Source organism: Streptomyces sp. NBC_00425 (genome assembly GCF_036030735.1).
In the GTDB taxonomy this organism is placed as follows: Bacteria; Actinomycetota; Actinomycetes; order Streptomycetales; family Streptomycetaceae; genus Streptomyces.
The window spans coordinates 9,285,463-9,300,879 of record NZ_CP107928.1; the positions used below are offsets into that span (position 1 = coordinate 9,285,463).

General features: G+C 71.7%; 14 protein-coding genes. 4 read left to right on the forward strand and 10 right to left on the reverse strand.

Going from position 1 to position 15,417, the window contains the following annotated elements; translation table 11 throughout:
* The first annotated feature begins 158 nt into the window (after positions 1–158).
* Positions 159–1,142 carry a glycoside hydrolase family 11 protein gene (locus tag OHS82_RS41080; RefSeq protein ID WP_328435747.1) on the forward strand — a complete coding sequence of 328 codons (984 nt, stop codon included), beginning with the start codon at positions 159–161 and terminating at the stop codon, positions 1,140–1,142.
* Positions 1,143–1,221: 79 nt separating this feature from the next.
* On the forward strand, positions 1,222–2,199 hold the full coding sequence (locus OHS82_RS41085) for a polysaccharide deacetylase family protein (RefSeq protein WP_328435749.1): 978 nt from the start codon (positions 1,222–1,224) through the stop codon (positions 2,197–2,199).
* A gap of 117 nt (positions 2,200–2,316) precedes the next feature.
* On the opposite strand, the gene OHS82_RS41090 is transcribed toward OHS82_RS41085, so the two are convergent.
* Positions 2,317–2,745, reverse strand: a complete 429-nt coding sequence (locus OHS82_RS41090) for a hypothetical protein (protein ID WP_057577215.1) — start codon at positions 2,743–2,745, stop codon at positions 2,317–2,319.
* 150 nt (positions 2,746–2,895) lie between these two features.
* Here OHS82_RS41090 and OHS82_RS41095 point away from each other — a divergent pair, with 150 nt between their 5' ends.
* Positions 2,896–3,384, forward strand: a complete 489-nt coding sequence (locus OHS82_RS41095; RefSeq protein ID WP_328435751.1) for a hypothetical protein — start codon at positions 2,896–2,898, stop codon at positions 3,382–3,384.
* Positions 3,385–3,453: 69 nt separating this feature from the next.
* Here the strand turns inward: OHS82_RS41095 and OHS82_RS41100 are convergent, their stop codons facing one another.
* The 9 genes from OHS82_RS41100 to OHS82_RS41140 form a co-directional block, all read right to left on the reverse strand.
* Positions 3,454–4,017 carry a snapalysin family zinc-dependent metalloprotease gene (locus tag OHS82_RS41100; protein WP_328435752.1) on the reverse strand — a complete coding sequence of 188 codons (564 nt, stop codon included), beginning with the start codon at positions 4,015–4,017 and terminating at the stop codon, positions 3,454–3,456.
* A 241-nt stretch (positions 4,018–4,258) separates the two neighbouring features.
* A complete protein-coding gene (locus tag OHS82_RS41105) occupies positions 4,259–4,612 on the reverse strand; it encodes a hypothetical protein (protein ID WP_057577218.1) in 354 nt (117 codons plus the stop codon).
* 115 nt (positions 4,613–4,727) lie between these two features.
* Complete coding sequence (locus tag OHS82_RS41110; protein WP_057577219.1) at positions 4,728–5,387, reverse strand: DUF5825 family protein; 660 nt, start codon at positions 5,385–5,387, stop codon at positions 4,728–4,730.
* Between the two features lie 95 nt (positions 5,388–5,482).
* Positions 5,483–7,435, reverse strand: coding sequence for a RiPP maturation radical SAM C-methyltransferase (locus OHS82_RS41115; protein WP_057577220.1), 1,953 nt, complete (start codon positions 7,433–7,435; stop codon positions 5,483–5,485).
* 91 nt (positions 7,436–7,526) lie between these two features.
* Complete coding sequence (locus OHS82_RS41120; RefSeq protein ID WP_266720057.1) at positions 7,527–7,649, reverse strand: hypothetical protein; 123 nt, start codon at positions 7,647–7,649, stop codon at positions 7,527–7,529.
* Positions 7,650–7,726: 77 nt separating this feature from the next.
* Positions 7,727–9,577 carry a S9 family peptidase gene (locus OHS82_RS41125; protein ID WP_328435753.1) on the reverse strand — a complete coding sequence of 617 codons (1,851 nt, stop codon included), beginning with the start codon at positions 9,575–9,577 and terminating at the stop codon, positions 7,727–7,729.
* A complete protein-coding gene (locus OHS82_RS41130) occupies positions 9,570–10,880 on the reverse strand; it encodes an MFS transporter (RefSeq protein WP_328435754.1) in 1,311 nt (436 codons plus the stop codon). The genes OHS82_RS41125 and OHS82_RS41130 overlap by 8 nt, the downstream gene beginning before the upstream one ends.
* Positions 10,881–11,591: 711 nt before the next feature.
* Positions 11,592–13,505: an SMI1/KNR4 family protein gene (locus OHS82_RS41135; RefSeq protein WP_328435755.1), complete on the reverse strand. Its 1,914-nt coding sequence runs from the start codon at positions 13,503–13,505 to the stop codon at positions 11,592–11,594.
* A gap of 56 nt (positions 13,506–13,561) precedes the next feature.
* Positions 13,562–14,395 carry a helix-turn-helix transcriptional regulator gene (locus OHS82_RS41140; protein ID WP_057577224.1) on the reverse strand — a complete coding sequence of 278 codons (834 nt, stop codon included), beginning with the start codon at positions 14,393–14,395 and terminating at the stop codon, positions 13,562–13,564.
* A 153-nt stretch (positions 14,396–14,548) separates the two neighbouring features.
* Between OHS82_RS41140 and OHS82_RS41145 the strand changes: the two genes are divergently transcribed.
* Positions 14,549–15,325, forward strand: a complete 777-nt coding sequence (locus tag OHS82_RS41145) for an NAD(P)H-dependent oxidoreductase (RefSeq protein ID WP_328435756.1) — start codon at positions 14,549–14,551, stop codon at positions 15,323–15,325.
* Positions 15,326–15,417: the final 92 nt, after the last annotated feature.

Genomic DNA, 15,417 nt, shown 5'->3' on the forward strand with positions numbered 1-15,417 from the left:
CACGCACTTGGCTCGGCCGCGACGCTGGCGAATGTTTCGGGATCATTGCCGAAAGGATTGACAGTTGGCATGCCCATACTAAAACTGTCGGTCAATCCGGGGGCTTCCTGCGTCCGTCGGCCCCCGTCGACCTCACGAGGACGAGGAGGAAGCGCGACATGAACGCACCCGCACGTCTCAGGCTGTTCATGAGCGGTGTCTGCACCACGGTCCTGGTCGCCGTCGCCGCGCTGACGTCGCCCGGCGCCGCCCACGCCGACACCGTCGTCACCAGCAACCAGACCGGCACCAACAACGGTTACTACTACTCGTTCTGGACCGACTCGCCCGGCTCGGTCTCCATGAACCTGGGCTCCGCAGGCAACTACGGCACTTCCTGGCGCAACACCGGGAACTTCGTCGCCGGCAAGGGCTGGAGCAACGGCGGACGGCGGAGTGTGTCGTACTCGGGCACCTTCAATCCGTCCGGTAACGCCTACCTGGCCCTCTACGGATGGACGTCCAATCCGCTCGTGGAGTACTACATCGTCGACAACTGGGGCACGTACCGGCCCACGGGCACGTACAAGGGCACCGTGACCAGCGACGGCGGCACCTACGACATCTACCGGACGACGCGGTACAACGCCCCCTCCGTCGAGGGCAACCGGACCTTCGACCAGTACTGGAGCGTCCGGCAGTCGAAGCGGACCGGCGGCACCATCACCACCGGCAACCACTTCGACGCCTGGGCGCGGGCGGGGATGCCGCTCGGCAGTTTCAACTACTACATGATCCTCGCGACCGAGGGCTACCAGAGCAGCGGCAGCTCCAACATCACGGTGGGCGGGACCGGTTCGGGCGGCGGCGGCGGCGGGGGCGGCGGCGGAGGCGGCAGCGCGTGCACCGCGACAGTGTCGGCGGGTCAGCAGTGGAGCGACCGGTACAACCTCAACGTCTCGGTCTCCGGATCCAGCAACTGGACGGTCACCATGAACGTGCCCTCGCCCGCGAAGGTCCTCTCCACCTGGAACACCAGCGTCAGTTACCCCAGCGCACAGGTGCTGACCGCCAAACCCAACGGCAGCGGCAACACCTTCGGCTTGACGGTCCAGCCCAACGGCAACTGGACGTGGCCGACGGTCTCCTGCGCCGCAGGCTGATCCCGTCCGTCACGACGATCCCGCTCCCGCCATCGCAGCATGTCCCCACCCCTGCCCCCCGGTTGGAGGACCACTTCTCATGAGCGCCAGACCACCCCGCTCGTTACGCGCACTGGTCGTCAGGCTGGTCGTCGTCGCCATGGCTGCCGCAGGCACCCTGGCCGTCCAGGCCGCCGCCCCGGCGCAGGCCGCGACCTGCAACGGGTACGTCGGGCTCACCTTCGACGACGGCCCGTCCGGTAACACCTCCGCACTGCTCAACGCCCTCAGGCAGAACGGGCTGCGGGCCACGATGTTCAACGAGGGCCAGTACGCCGCGGCCAACCCGTCCCTGGTGCGGGCCCAGGTCGACGCCGGGATGTGGGTCGGCAACCACAGCTACACGCACCCCCACCTCACCCAACAGAGCCAGGCGCAGGTCGACTCGGAGATCTCCCGGACCCAGCAGGCCGTCACCAACGCGGGCGGCGGGACCCCGAGACTGTTCCGGCCGCCCTACGGCGAGACCAACTCGACGGTCCGGGCCGTCGAAGCCAAGTACGGTCTGACCGAGATCATCTGGGACGTCGACTCGCAGGACTGGAACGGCGCGAGCACCGACGCGATCGTGCAGGCCGCCGCCCGGCTCACCAACGGCCAGGTCATCCTCATGCACGACTGGCCGGCGAACACCCGGGCCGCGGTCCCTCGCATCGCACAGGGGCTGGCCGCTCGTGGCCTGTGCGCCGGAATGATCTCCCCGCAGACCGGCCGGGCCGTCGCCCCCGACGGTGGCGGCTCCGGTGGCGGCAGCAAGTGCACCGCAACCCTCTCCGCCGGTCAGCAGTGGAGTGACCGGTACAACCTCAATGTGTCCGTAACGGGAGCCGCCAACTGGGTCGTCACGATGAACATCGCCTCACCCGCCAGGGTCCTCTCCACCTGGAACGCCACCGTCACCTATCCCGGCTCCCAGGTGCTGAACGCCAAACCCGACGGCAGCGGCAACACCTTCGGCGTCACCGTCCAGCCCAACGGCAACTGGACCTGGCCCACCGTGTCCTGCGCCACCGGCTGACCCGCAGGTTCGCAAGGGATGCTCCCGGCGAGGCGGGCCGGCCTGTCCCCGGACGACAGGCCGGCCCCCGGCGGTGGACGTTCGAACCGCGGGCAGACCCGCGGTTCGAACCTCTCCCTACAGGACGGCGGTCGCCACGTTGTCGCCGTACCTGAAACCGTCGTTGTCGAAGTAGAAGACGGTGGCCTCGACCTTGTCCCCCTTGTCGAAGTGCGAGCCTGCGGCCGGGCGCAGGTTCACCAGCGCGACATGGTCCTTGTAGTCGCAGACCAACTGGTCCTTCTTGATGGTGCCCGCGGCGATGGACTGGTCGTGGGGGCTGTGGTTGAGCGTCTTCGCGTTGGCCACCAGTTCGTGGTCCATGCCGACGTCGCAGGAGTAGGTGACCTTCACCTGCAGGCCGGGGGCGCGCAGGGACACCTTCTCGATGGACAGCAGGTTGGCCTTGGCCGCCGCGGCGGGCGCGGTCGCCAGGGCGCCGGCACCGAGCAGAAGAACGGTGGCTGCGGTTCCGGCGACGCGTCGACGCAGACTGGATGACGTCATCTCGGTTTTTCCTTCCCCCTTGCGCGGTCACCCTTGGTCGTGGTGTGGAGTTTCTCCAACTAGGCGGGCAACCACGGCAGTTGACTGATTCGGCCTGAATGTTACGTGGCTCTGGAGTGATCCCGGAACCGCATCGCCGGACTGTGCCCCGTGAGGAACACCGCACCCTGCCGGATGAACCCTTACCGGTCCGGCGCCGTCAGCGGACGGGCTGTCCCGGCACTGAGCTGCGGCATCGTCACCGCCCGCGTCGCCGCCGTCAGCACCACGACTCTGGTGCTGGGCTTCCTCGTCGCCGCCGCCACCGCGGGGCTGGCGGGCGCGGCGAACGTCTCGGACCGGCGCCGGGTGTACGGCCTGCTGCGACTGTCCGGGGTCCCGCTCAAGATGCTGGACCGGGCCCGGATCCGCGAGACCGTCATCCCGTTGGCCGTGCTGGCCGGAGGCGCCACCGCGGCGGGCGTTTTCGGCGCTGTGCAGGTCAACAAGGCGGCGGACACCACGGTGAGCACCTCCGGCGCCGTGCAACTGGTGATCTGCCTGGCCGTCGGATGGCCGGCCATGCTCGCTGCGATCACCGGCAGCATGCCGCTGCTGCGGCGCAAGGTGACGCAGGGCCCGGCGCAGACGGCGGACTGACGCCGACCGCCTGTCGCAGCCCCGACGCGCCGGACTACGACGGGCGGTCGGCGACCGCCTGCGGGTACGTCAGTCCACGATCACCTCGCCGCGCGCCGCCGGAGCCCGGCCGGCCAGGGCGCCGCCGAAGTTCCCCTCGACCTCTGCCCTCTCCGCGGAGTTCGGGTATCGGTTCGTGCATGAGGTGCCGGCGCTGGAACCGGACATCAGACTCGAGCACGGACCCGGCTTGCGATCCGGCAGGCCCAGGATGTGCCCGAGTTCGTGGGCGGAGATGCGGACCGTGTCATAGCCCTGGTCCACGGCCTGGCGCCCGATGTACACCGTGCCGCTGCCCAGGGTGGTGGGCAGGGCACGCGGCCAGCCGTTGTCCGCGAGGACGCGTATGTTCGCCCGTTGCCCGGCGGCAGCGGGCCGGAGCTCCACGGCGTCGACGCTCTCGTTCCAGACGGCCGCGCCGCGGTCGACGGCGCTGCGGAACTCCGCGGAGCCGCCGGCGTCGTAGGTCAGGACACGGGCGGCGGCGGCCGGGGCGCTCGTGACGTGTGGGGCGGCCGAGGCGTGACCGCCTGCCAGGGCCAGCGACATCAGGCAGGCAGCGGTCAGGCTGCCGGTGAGCGTACGGACGTGCATGATCGACCTCCTCGTGGGGGAAGGGCAGTCGTGCTCATGACATTCACGAGTCCCCTGCCCAGCCGGAGGCCGGACGAATCCGTCGTCGCGGGGCGCACTCGAGCACAATGCGTCGCTGACGAATCGCCGACTGATCGCTGGTGATCAACCCGAGCACGTCCCGGGTGCAGGACCGCGGCGATCGCGGCCACCACGGCGATCACCGGTGGGGAGTGCCCGGCGGAGAAGGAGTTGTCGGCGGCTACGAGCGGTGGACGGTGACGCCGCCGACGAGACCCCACGCGTCGATCCGCACCGTCGGGCCGCCCGGCTCACTCGGCCCGTCGTCGTTGACTCCACCCAGACGCAGCCCGTGGACCTCCACCCTCACGTCGCGGCGGACCTTGAGGCTGACGCCGCCGATCAGGCTCAGTTTGGTGATCCGCAGTTCGGCGCTGTCGGGGATGTCGACGTCCGTCAGATCGATGTCCGCGCCGCCGATGAGGGAGGCGGTGACGGTCCGCTCGTGGAGTGTGGCTCCCTCCAGACGGTGACCGCCGATCAGGCTCACCTTGACGTCGGTCTTCTGCGGGCCCTCTGCGTTGTTCTTCGTCATGCGAAGTACCGTACTGACAGCGGGGTTCGAGGTGTCAGTGCCGACCGTCCGGTGACGCGCATGACAAGTGTCATGTCGCGGAGGACACGGTGACGGTGACTGGGGCTGGAGCGGCTCACACGGCCATGGCCTCCTGGAGCCAGCGTGAGACCCGGTAGGGCAGCCACCAGGCGAGCTCGCCGACGCGCAGGACGAGGTGCTCGGCCGTGAACTCGCTCAGAACGCCGGCGTCCACCTCCGTGTGGTGCACACCCGTACCGAGCAGGGCGATGGCCTCGCGGTAGCGGGGTTCGTCGGCGGTGAAGCGGCGCAGGTCCCCCCAACGCCGGTCCCGGATCTGGACGAACCCCGGCCCCTGACGCCAGACGAGCTTGCACAGGTAGTGCCGGGTCCGCCAGGCGTGCAGTGCCTCCTGCGCGTCTTCGAGACCGGTGATGGTGCGCGGCGGCTGCAGGTGGGACAGGACCTTCCAGTGGTGGGCGGACTCCCGGGGCGAGAGGCGGAGGTCCCAGTCGACGGAGACGGCGCGCGCGGTGAGGTCGCGGACCAGGCACAGCCGGTCGACGGCCCGGCGATGGGTCGCCGGATCGCCGGTGGACAGGTCGACGTCCGTGTCGAGTTCGGCGTGGCGCACACCCAGGTCCCAGAGGCGGTCGACCTCGTGGGTCCGCGCGGTCACCGGGAGGGATCCCAGCGACATGCCCGGCAGACGGCGGGCCTGTGGGTCGAAGTCGCGCCAGGCGCGTATCGCGAACTCCGGTGCGGTGGCTGTCATGCGTTGTCCTTCGTGCGGTTCGGGCGGCGGGCAGGGGGCAGCAGGCGGTCGGCGGGCGTCCGGTGATCGGGGACGGGAACCGGCGCGGACCGCGCTCAGGAGGGGACGGGCGCGGGCCGCGTCCCGGCTCCGGTCGGCGCCGTGGTCTCGCCGCGGGTGTGGGTGTGGCGCATGTAGTCCAGGCGCAGCAGGTCCTGGTTCACGGCGGCGGGGGCGATGTGCACGTACTGGCCCGCGTCGGTGAACACCACACCGTGGGCGACCCACTCCTTGAGCAGCGCCTCCACGTCCGGCGAGGTGCACGAGGCGCCTCCGGCGGGGCCGGCGGCCGAGGTCAGCTTGCGGTGCAGCGCCGCGACGGTGTGCGGCTGGTCCAGGAGGCGGAAGGCGGCGGTCTCGAACGGATCGGTGAGCTGCATCGTCCGCCAGGGGAAGGACGGCCGCCTGCTGACCAGCAGAATCCGGTCGCCAAGGTCGGTGTGGGTGAGGCGGGCGTCGGCGTGGTGCTTCTTCCACGCGGCGATGGCGTCGTTGAGGAGAGTGACCGTCGGTTCGCCGATGCCGCGCTCCGGAGCCTGGAAGACGTACGCGAGATCGTGCAGTTCCGCCTCGGGCAGGTCGTAGGTGAACAGGTAGTGCTCCTCGGGCCGCAGCCCGGTGAAGCCCAGTTCCGGGCGTTTGAAGTACGGGCTGAAGCGTTCGATCGCGATGCGGGCGGACAGGTCGACCGGCGGGTTGAGGTGCTCCAGGGCGGGGAGCTGACGGATGACGGGCTCGTAGTCGTCCGCGGTCTCTCCGGGGAAACCGTGCAGGTAGTTCCAGGACACCGACAGTCCGGTCTCGGCCGCGTCGCGGAGCATGCGGACGTTCTGGCAGCCGCTGACGCCCTTGTCCATCAGGTCGAGGACGCGACTGTTGAGGCTTTCGATGCCGGGCTGGACGTAGATGAGCCCGGCGTCCGCCAGCACCTGCAGCTGGGGGCGCCGCATGTTGGCCTTGATCTCGATGTGCATGCGCAGGTCGTAGCCGCTGTCGACGATGCGGGGCAGGACGGTGGACAGGTAGCGCATGTCCAGGATGTTGTCGACCACGTACATGTCGAGCACCCGGTGGCGCTCCGCCAGGTCCATGATCTCTTGGTAGAAGGTGTCGGGGCTCTTGCTGCGGAACTCCATGAAGGAGCCGTTGAGACCGCAGAAGGTGCAGTGGTGCTTCTCTCCCCACCAGCAGCCGCGCGCACCCTCCACGACCAGTTTCGGCTCCACCCAGTTGCGTGCCACGGACGCGGCGAGGCGTTCGAAGTAGCCGCTGTAGTCGGGCGGCAGGATCGCCGCGGGCGGCAGCGGTCCGGTCGGCATGGGGTTGGCAGTGTGACGGTTGTCCGGCGTGCGGTGACACAGCCCCGGGACGGCCGCCGCGGCCGTCGGGTCGCCGTCGCGCAGTGCGGACAGCAGCCGGGGGAAGGCGTCCTCGCCCTCGCCGCGGACCACGTAGTCCACGAAGGGGAAGTTGCGGTGCACGGCGGCGCCCTGCTCGGCGTCGCAGTTGGCCCCGCCCATGACGGTCACGACGTGCGGGGCGAGGCGTTTGATCTGCCGGGCCGCCGCCAGCGCCGCGGTGTTCTGCTGGAAGGTGGAGGTGAACCCGACCACGTCGGGCTGCAGATCCACCACACGTCGGGCCACGTCCGCGACGAACTCGGGTACGAGGCGGTGCAGTTCACGGGTCATGCGCATCCTGGAGCGGCGCAGCTTCGACGTCATCACGTCGACGAACTCGGACTCCCTCCACTCCGGGTCGTCGTAGAGCGCCGAGGAGAACACCCAGTCACCGCAGCCGAGGAAGTAGGAGGACAGGGCGTAGTACTCGTAGTCCTCGGCGGTGAACTCGGTGCGGCTGGTGATCCAGTCGGTGAACTCGAGATTGGCGTGCAGCACCTCGCACGTGGCGTCCCGGACTTTGTCGTCGACGCTTCGTTTCAGGATGCCGAGCGCCAGTGAGGGCAGGTCGATCGGGGACCAGGGCATGTTGACGAGAAGAACGCGCACGGTGGGCTCCTTGCGCACGGGCGGCTGGCGGGACGGGAGGTGCGGGGGAGCCCGGCCGGCCCATGTCGCGTCGGGCCGGCCGGGCCGTGGGTCACTCCTCGTCGTCGCTCTCGGCGGCGTTGCGGAACGGGATCGTGATGGTGATGCCGATGCCCGGCTTGCGGTTCTCCTCGTCGCCCGCGAGCGGATCGTTGTGGATGATGTCCTTCTGCATGGTCGTCCTCCTTCTCGGGTTCACGGCGTGTGCTTCGGGCGGGTGGTGCTGTGCACAGCCCGGTCCCGTTGCGTCGGTCAGCAGCGGGACCGGGGTCCACCCGGCTGTGCCGGGGGACGCGAGGGGGCGCGGGGCGCCGGTGCGGGCAGGTGCGTGCGCAGGAAGACCAGGGAACGGCGCAGGACGGCGACGTGCGTCGCCCCGTCGTAGCCGTCGTGGCCGGTGTCGAGCCACATCTGCTCGTGAGCCACTCCCGCGGCGGTCAGGGCGTCGAGGTAGCTGCGGATCTGTTCGGGCGGGCACTTGACGTCCTTGTCCGCGCCGACCACGAGCAGAGGCGCCGTCACCTGCGGCGCGAAGGTGAGGGGTGAGCTGTGGGCGTAACGGTCCGGCACCTGTTGCGGAGTGCCGCCGAACCAGCGCACGTCGAGGGCGCGCAGCGCGGGTGTGGTCAGCCGGTGGGCGGTCACCCAGTCGGCGACGGGTTTCACGGCGACGCCGGCCTGCCACAGCCCAGGGCGGGTGCCGAGGGCGAGCAGCACCAGGTACGCCCCCCAGGAGACGCCCCACAGGGCCGTGGCGCGGTCGTCGGCGAGCCCGCGACGGACGAGGTCGGCCCGTACGGCGGCCAGGTCGTCGACCTGGGGGTGACCGACGCCGGCTGCGAGCGCCCGCCGCCAGCGGGGGCCGTAGCCGGTCGACCCGCGGTAGTTGACCCGTGCGACGGCGTAGCCGGAGGCCACCAGGGAGTGCACGGTGGCGTCGTACGCGTCCCGGTCGTGGTCGGCGGGTCCGCCGTGCACCAGGAACACGACCGGCGGCGGCACGGGGTCGCCGTAGGTGCCCCCGTCGGAGTGAGCGTGGCCGTCGGCGGGCGGGTGGCCGTCGGAGTGCGGCAGGCTGAGCAGGGTGTGGACCGGGCCGTGCGGCGTCGGGGTCCACAGCTCGGTGTGCCGTCCGGGAACGCGGGGCAGGAGACCTGGCGTCGGCAGGGCGGCCCCGTCGGTGGCGCGTGGCACGGGCGGGTGGGCGGTGTCCGTCCACAGGTAGTGCAGGGCCCCGCCCGCGCGCGGGGCCGCGTCGAGCAGGGTGCCCGGGGCGGTCGGGACGACACGGCGGGTACGGCGGTGCAGGGACACCCGGTGCAGCAGCGAGCGCCCGTGGCGCTCCTGGCGCACCAGCACGTCGTCGGTGTCGGGGTACCAGTGGGCGGTGATCTCCGTGTCGAAGTCGCACCAGGGGTGGGTGACGAGGCCGCGGTGCGGTGTCCACGTGGCCAGCCGGTAGCCGTCCTCGAGTTCGTGAACCAGCAGCAGTTCGCAACGGCCCGGCCGTGGCGAGAAGCCCCGGCACCAGAGTCTTCCCTCGGGGCTGTCCGCTTCGGGCAGTTCGGCGACGAGCCGGCCCGTCGAGGTGACGACGCTGACGCTCGCGTCGCCGTCGGAGACGGTCGCGAGGGCCACCAGGTCGCCTTCCGGTGTGACACCGCCCAGCCGGCCCTCCCCGGTGACGCCGAAGACGTCGCGCGGAGCCCGGCCGCGCCGGCCCAGCAGCAGCCGGGTGCCGCCGTCGCGGGGTGCGAGCGCCGCGGCGACCGTACCGTCGGCCGTGACCGCCAGTCCGCGGGGAAGGCCTGCCGGCGCCCCCGGCAGGCCGGGCAGCCGGCAGCCCCCGTCGAACGGCTGGAACCACCAGTGCCCCCGGCCGTCGGCGTCCTCGTCGAACCACCACACGTACGCGTCGGAGTCGACGGCGCAGTGCACCGTGCCCCCGGGCCGGTCGGTGACCTGCCGTGTGCGTCGGGTGGCCGCGTCCCAGGTGAAGACCTCGCATCGGCCGTCGGCGTCGGCCGTCAGCACCATGCGCCGGGCGTCGCGGGGGCACACGTGCGGCAGAGCGCTGAGATAGACCCTGAACGCGTCACCCACGGCCGTCCCCCGTCCCTGCCGTGCTCTGCGCGGCGGCCGACGCCCCCGCGCGCAGCACGGCGGGTGCTCTGAGCTGCGTGTACAGAGCGAGTGCGGCGAACAACGCGGTGCACAGCAGTGCGGGCGTGCGGGCGTTCCCCGCGGTGACGAGGACGCCGGCGAGCGGCGGCGCGCTCGCCGCTGCCAGCGCGGAGGCCGAGCCGAGCACACTCGCGGTGCGCGACTGAAGGGCGACGGGTGTGCACGCGACGGCGGCACTGGACAGGACCACGGTGATCAGCGGCACGAGCAGGGACAGCCCGGCGAACGCCGCTCCCCAGCCGATCGCGCCCCTCGCCCACAGCAGCGAGCCGCAGGGCAGGGGCAACAGCCAGGCCGTCAGGGCCAGTAGGCGGACCGCACCGAGCCGTCGCACCAGGGGGACGGCGAGCAGCGAGCCCAGCAGACCGGCGGCTCCGGCCGCGGCGAGGACCAGGCCGGCGGCAGCCCCTCGCGCGTCGCCGCCGAGCCGGAACAGCGCGGTGTAGAACAGCAGCGTCAGGGCGCCCCCGGCCGTCGACGTCCAGACCAGGACGAGGCGCAGCACGGGGGAGGCGGCCACCGTCGCCACGCCGGCTTTCGCGGCGCCCAGCCGGTCGGTCCACGTGGCACGCCGGCCGGTGTCCGTACCGGCACCAGTGCCGGCAGCAATACCTGCAAGGGCTACGGTGCCTGACGGCGTGTGCGGGGCCGCGTCCGGGGCGGGGGTGTCGAGGGGAGTGCGGACGGCTCGTACGCCCAGCGCCGCCGCGGCGTAGGTGAGGGCGTCGGCCAGGAACGGCAGGGGCCTGGCGAGCTGGAAGAGGGCGCCGCCGAGCGCCGGACCCGCGATGAGCGACACCTGGTCGCCCACCTGCATACCGGCTGCCGCCCGCGGCAGTTGCTCGACGGTGGCCAGACGGACGAGGGCTCCACGCGAAGCCGCCTCGTAGGCCACGGCGCACAGCCGCTCCGCCATGGCCAAGGACACCACGACCCATAGCGCGGGGCGGCCCAGACAGGCGAGAGCCAGTGCCCCCGTCGCGAGGGCCGCGAGCGCCGCCGACCCCGTCATCAGGCGCCTTCGCCGTCCGCGGTCCGCGGGAATCGCGAGCAGTGGTCCGAGGACGACCCCGGTGAGCGCGGCGACGCCGGCGAACGAGCCCGCGGTGCCAGGACCGTGGCCGAGCTCCAGGAGCAGCAGCGGAAGGACCAGTCCGGAGGCCTGGCTGCCGAGTGCGTCGACGCCGTTGACCCACCACAGGATCCTGAGGTCCCGGTGCACCCGGGCGGGCTGATCGACCGACGGGCTCGGATGCTTCGGGCCCCGCGGCAGCTTCGCGGCGGGCGCGTGCTCGTCGTGCGCTGGTACGGGCCCCCGGGGAGGCCGGCGGATCGGTGACGCGTCGACGCTCCCCACCCCCCCCGTGCGCCCGGGACGCCGTGCCGTGCGGCCGGCATCCAGGTGGCGAATGTGTGCGAGTCGTGAAAGTGAGCGGGAGCCTAACCATTGCTCAGCGTCAGCGACAAGTGCCGCACAGTACGCAGTCGTCGTCTCATACGGCGACATATGGCCGACGACCGACTGTTCAGGAACAAGCGCCCGTGCAGGCGGTGCGGGCCGGGCGCCCGGGGCGGGGGCCGCGCCGGGGTGAGGGATTCCGCTTCACATCCGCATATCGACGGCGTCGCCCTCCCGGCGGCGCGTCACGCGAACCGCGCCGGGCGGAGCGTGTCCATCGCGCGGCACGTGTCCGTGTTCGCGGTGTCCCGTGAGCCGCTCGGCCGGAGCACTCGGTCCGGGCAACGGTTGCGCAGCCGAACGAGGAAGCCCGCGAGCGACGCCGACGATCCCCGGGACACTCCGCCGACAAGCCGCCCGGGCCCGTGACGCGATCGGCCGCGACCGCGGTGCGTGTGCGCGGTATTGGCCGACAATCCGCTCCCGGCCCGCCCGCCCGCTTCCTGCCCCGGCGCCGCTGGGTTCCGCCCGAACTCAGGGCCGGTGCCGGTTCCGCCCGAAGGTGAGGTAGGAGAATCGCTCGCCCGGCTGAGGCGCGCGGGTCCAGGACCGGGTGGTGAAGGTGCGGAGCCTGCCCTGTGTCAGCGCGAAGCGGGGCAGCGACAGCCCGAGTTCGAGGTGCAGTGCCTCCAGTACACGCAGCTCGTCGTCGAGTTCACTCGTCTCCGGGCGGAACAGCCGTGCGGGGTCCAGGCGCTCGGGTATCTCACCGGAGCGCTGGATCTCCGTACCGCGCACGGTGAACGCGTAGAGCTCCCGGCCCAGCTCGGCGACCGAGAGATGGAAAGCGGCCCGGCGATGCCGTGCAGACGCCGCCCCCGGGTCGCGCCACACCACAACCGCTCGGCCCGACGCGGAGGCCGCCGCAGCGGGCGATGTGAACCGTTCGTTCAGATGACGGCCGGAGTGACCGTCGAAGGCGAAGGCCCACGCCTGAGCGGTGCGCCCGACGGCGACCACAGCACGGTCCTCCCCATGTTCCACCTGTTCCACGCCGTCGCGCTCGCGGGGCCTGAAGGCCCGCCAGGACAGCTCGCGCGCGGTGGTGGGGACGTCCAGTTCGGCGCCCTCCTGCCCGAGCAGGGCGGGCAGCGCGGCGGGGTCCGCGCCTTCGACCCAGACACAGCGGTACCCGTCGAGCGGCTGCCCGTCGACCGTGGGCCCGGTCAGCCAGGCGAGGCCCGGCGGGTCGAGATCGGGCACCGGATCGGGCACCGTGTCACGAGCGGCGCCCGCCTCCCCGGCCCGCGGTGTGGAGAGGATCTCCCGTCCGCGCTCGGGGGTGATCAGCGGGCCGAGGAACGGATCGGCGAGCAGCCCGATCGGGGCGATCAGCGCGGGCCCCGGCGCCTCCCACGACGCAAGCCCGTCCCGCAGCACCCGCCATGCCGCGTCGGTCGCGCCCCAGCGGGCCTCCTCCCAGGCATCGGCGACGGCCCGTCCCCACGGGCCGGGCGGCGCGTAGCGGTGGACTCCGTCCCGCATCGCGCTCAGCACGGTCTCGGCGGTCTTGCGGTCCACGCCGCGGGCGGCCATCATCCCGAGCCAGTGGTCGTCCCCGCCCAGCCGCCACTCGCCGCGGGCCGGCGTCATTGCCTCCAGCGGGAGAACCTCGGGAAGGTACCGCGGGTCGGCCGCGAGGAAGCCGTAGTCCTGCGAGCGGCCGGGTGTCGTCAGTTGCTGCAACTGCTGCAGCAGCATGCGGCTGTGCGGCCGTCCGAAGGACAATGCCTCCTCGAGCAGGGGCAGGGCCTCTTCATGGCGTCCGCGCAGGGCCAGCAGACGGGCCTCCTCCACCCGGGCGTCCTGGTCGCGCGTGGTCGCGTTCACGAAGTCGGGTCTGCCGGCCCGGCTGCCGTGGAAGCCTCGGTACACGGCCTCCATGTAGGCGCGGAACGACCGGTGGCGCTCGGGCAGCTCACCGCTCCACCCTTGGTACACGTAGAGCGCCCACTCGCCGTCCTGGTCGCTGTCGCCGGGGTCGAGCAGGGCGTGGGACATGTCCGAGTCCGTCTCCAGCCGCAGCGCCTGTTGCCACATCCCGGCCCGCAGGACGTCCTCCTCGCGCGGGGCGTCGCCCAGTTCCTCCTCGTACAGCGGGGTCAGGCCGTGCGGATCCTGGAACCAGCCGATGTCCGCGATGCCGCCGAGCGTGTAGACGCCGGCCGTCTGGTCCACGCGCCACCCGTCACTCGCGGCCAGGAAGGCCCGGTAAGAGGGCGGCAGCCGACGCCCCAGCCGCTCCTCGGCCGCCACGATCGCCGCCTCGTCCGCCCCGGGTCGGCCCAAGGGCTCGCCGTCACCGGCGTCGTCCCCGGGATCGTCGGGGACCCACTCTGCCTGCCAACGTCCCAGGAAGTCGTGCCAGTCGAAAGGCTCGCTGCTCATGCCCCGATGGTGCCATCCGGCACTGACAGCACCCGGGTGGAGCGGCCCCTGCACCGCTACGGGGCCGTGGGAGGCCCCTCGCTGCCGCCGGCGCCCAGCCCGGCGAGCAGGCGCAGTCCGTCCTCGGTGGGGCTGCCGGGAGGCGCGGACAGCACCAGCAGCTCCCTCCCGGACGCGTCCGGCAGCGCGAAGTTCTCCTGGTGCAGCTCCAGCAGTCCGACCAGGGGATGCCGGTACGCCTTGCGTCCGTGGGTGCGGGCGCGCACGTCCGCACGGGCCCACAGGCGGCGGAAGCGCTCGCTGCCCATCGCCAGCTCGCCGATGAGCGAGGCCAACCGCGGATCCTCGGGGAACTGGCCGACGGACAGGCGCAGGTGCCCGACCACGTCGAGGGTGCACTTCTCCCAGTCCCCGTACAGGCCGCTCTCGGCCTCCTCGAGGAAGATGTGACGGGCGGTGTTCAGGCCCGCCGTCGGCCGGCCGTAGAGGAGGCGGGCGAGGCGGTTCCCGGCGAGAACGTCCAGGCGGTGGTCCACGATGAGCGCGGGTGCGTCACAGACCAGGTCGAGGACGCGGAGGAGTTCCGGCCGCAGCCTTCCGCCCGGCGCCTTCGCGCGGCGGCGGCGCTGCCCGGCGAGCCGGCCGAGGTGCCCGCGTTCGGTGTCGTCGAGGCCGAGGACGCCGGCGAGCGCGTCGAGGACCTGCTCGGAGGGCTGCGTCGCGCGGCCCTGCTCCAGACGCACGTAGTAGTCGACGCTGACTCCGGAGAGGTGCGCGACCTCTTCCCGGCGCAGCCCTTCGACCCGGCGGCGACTGTCGGCGGGTATGCCGACGACGGCGGGGTCGACCCTGGAACGCCGCGTCCGAAGAAAGCCCGCAAGATCGTCCATGTCCCCAGTATGGCCTCGGAGGTGCCCGCGAAGGTGGCCCTGCCGTTACCAGGAAGTCCCGTCCGACGGATCGGGCGCCCCTGAACGCGGGGCGCACCGGTGCCCAGAATCGAAGGCGCCTGATCCGAAGGCACCCGATCCGAAGGAGTTCCCGTGAAGACGTTGATCGTCTACGCCCACCCGGAGCCGAAGTCGCTCAACGGCTCGCTCAAGGACCTCGCGGTGGCCACCTTGGAGAGCGCCGGGCACGAGGTACGGGTGAGCGATCTGTACGCGATGAACTGGAAGGCGGTCGTGGACGCCGACGACTACGGCCCCGGCGCCTCACGTCCCTTGAGGGTCGTCGCGGATTCGGGCCGGGCCTTCGACGCCGGGACACTCACCGCGGACGTCGTCGCCGAGCAGGAGAAGCTGTTGTGGGCCGACACGATCGTCTTCCAGTTCCCACTGTGGTGGTACACGATGCCCGCGATCCTCAAGGGCTGGGTGGACCGGGTGTTCACCTGCCACTTCGCGTACGGCGTGGGCGAGCACAGCGACACCCGGTACGGCGAGCGCTACGGTGAAGGCTCCCTCGCGGGCAGGAGGGCCCTGCTGTCGGTGACCGTCGGCGGCCCGGAGGCTCACTACACGGCTCGCGGGATCAACGGCCCCATCGACGATCTGCTGTTCCCGATCCACCACGGCATCCTGTACTACCCGGGCATCGAGGCACTGCCGCCGTTCGTGCTGTACGGCGCCGACCGGATGACCGACGAGGACCGTCCGGACATCGCCAAGGCCTGGGAACGACGCCTGCTCACCCTGGAGTCGACGGAGCCGATCGCGTACCGGCGACAGAACTTCGGCGACTACGACATCCCCTCGCTGCAGCTGAGGGAGGGACTGGAGCCCGCGGGCCGCACGGGTTTCGGGCTGCACGTGCGCTGAGTCGTCACCGGCGGCCACGTCCGTCTCGACGGCTTTACGGCGTCAGTGCGTGACTGAGTGGGCGGGTGACGCGGGGGTCGGGCCCGGCGGGG

Excerpts from the sequence above, each read along its gene's own strand:
- OHS82_RS41080 (WP_328435747.1), top strand. The coding sequence starts at position 159 with ATGAACGCACCCGCACGTCTCAGGCTGTTCATGAGCGGTGTCTGCACC.
- OHS82_RS41085 (WP_328435749.1), top strand. The coding sequence starts at position 1,222 with ATGAGCGCCAGACCACCCCGCTCGTTACGCGCACTGGTCGTCAGGCTG.
- OHS82_RS41090 (WP_057577215.1), bottom strand. The coding sequence starts at position 2,745 with ATGACGTCATCCAGTCTGCGTCGACGCGTCGCCGGAACCGCAGCCACC.
- OHS82_RS41100 (WP_328435752.1), bottom strand. The coding sequence starts at position 4,017 with ATGCACGTCCGTACGCTCACCGGCAGCCTGACCGCTGCCTGCCTGATG.
- OHS82_RS41105 (WP_057577218.1), bottom strand. The coding sequence starts at position 4,612 with ATGACGAAGAACAACGCAGAGGGCCCGCAGAAGACCGACGTCAAGGTG.
- OHS82_RS41110 (WP_057577219.1), bottom strand. The coding sequence starts at position 5,387 with ATGACAGCCACCGCACCGGAGTTCGCGATACGCGCCTGGCGCGACTTC.
- OHS82_RS41120 (WP_266720057.1), bottom strand. The coding sequence starts at position 7,649 with ATGCAGAAGGACATCATCCACAACGATCCGCTCGCGGGCGACGAGGAG.
- OHS82_RS41135 (WP_328435755.1), bottom strand. The coding sequence starts at position 13,505 with ATGAGCAGCGAGCCTTTCGACTGGCACGACTTCCTGGGACGTTGGCAG.
- OHS82_RS41140 (WP_057577224.1), bottom strand. The coding sequence starts at position 14,395 with ATGGACGATCTTGCGGGCTTTCTTCGGACGCGGCGTTCCAGGGTCGAC.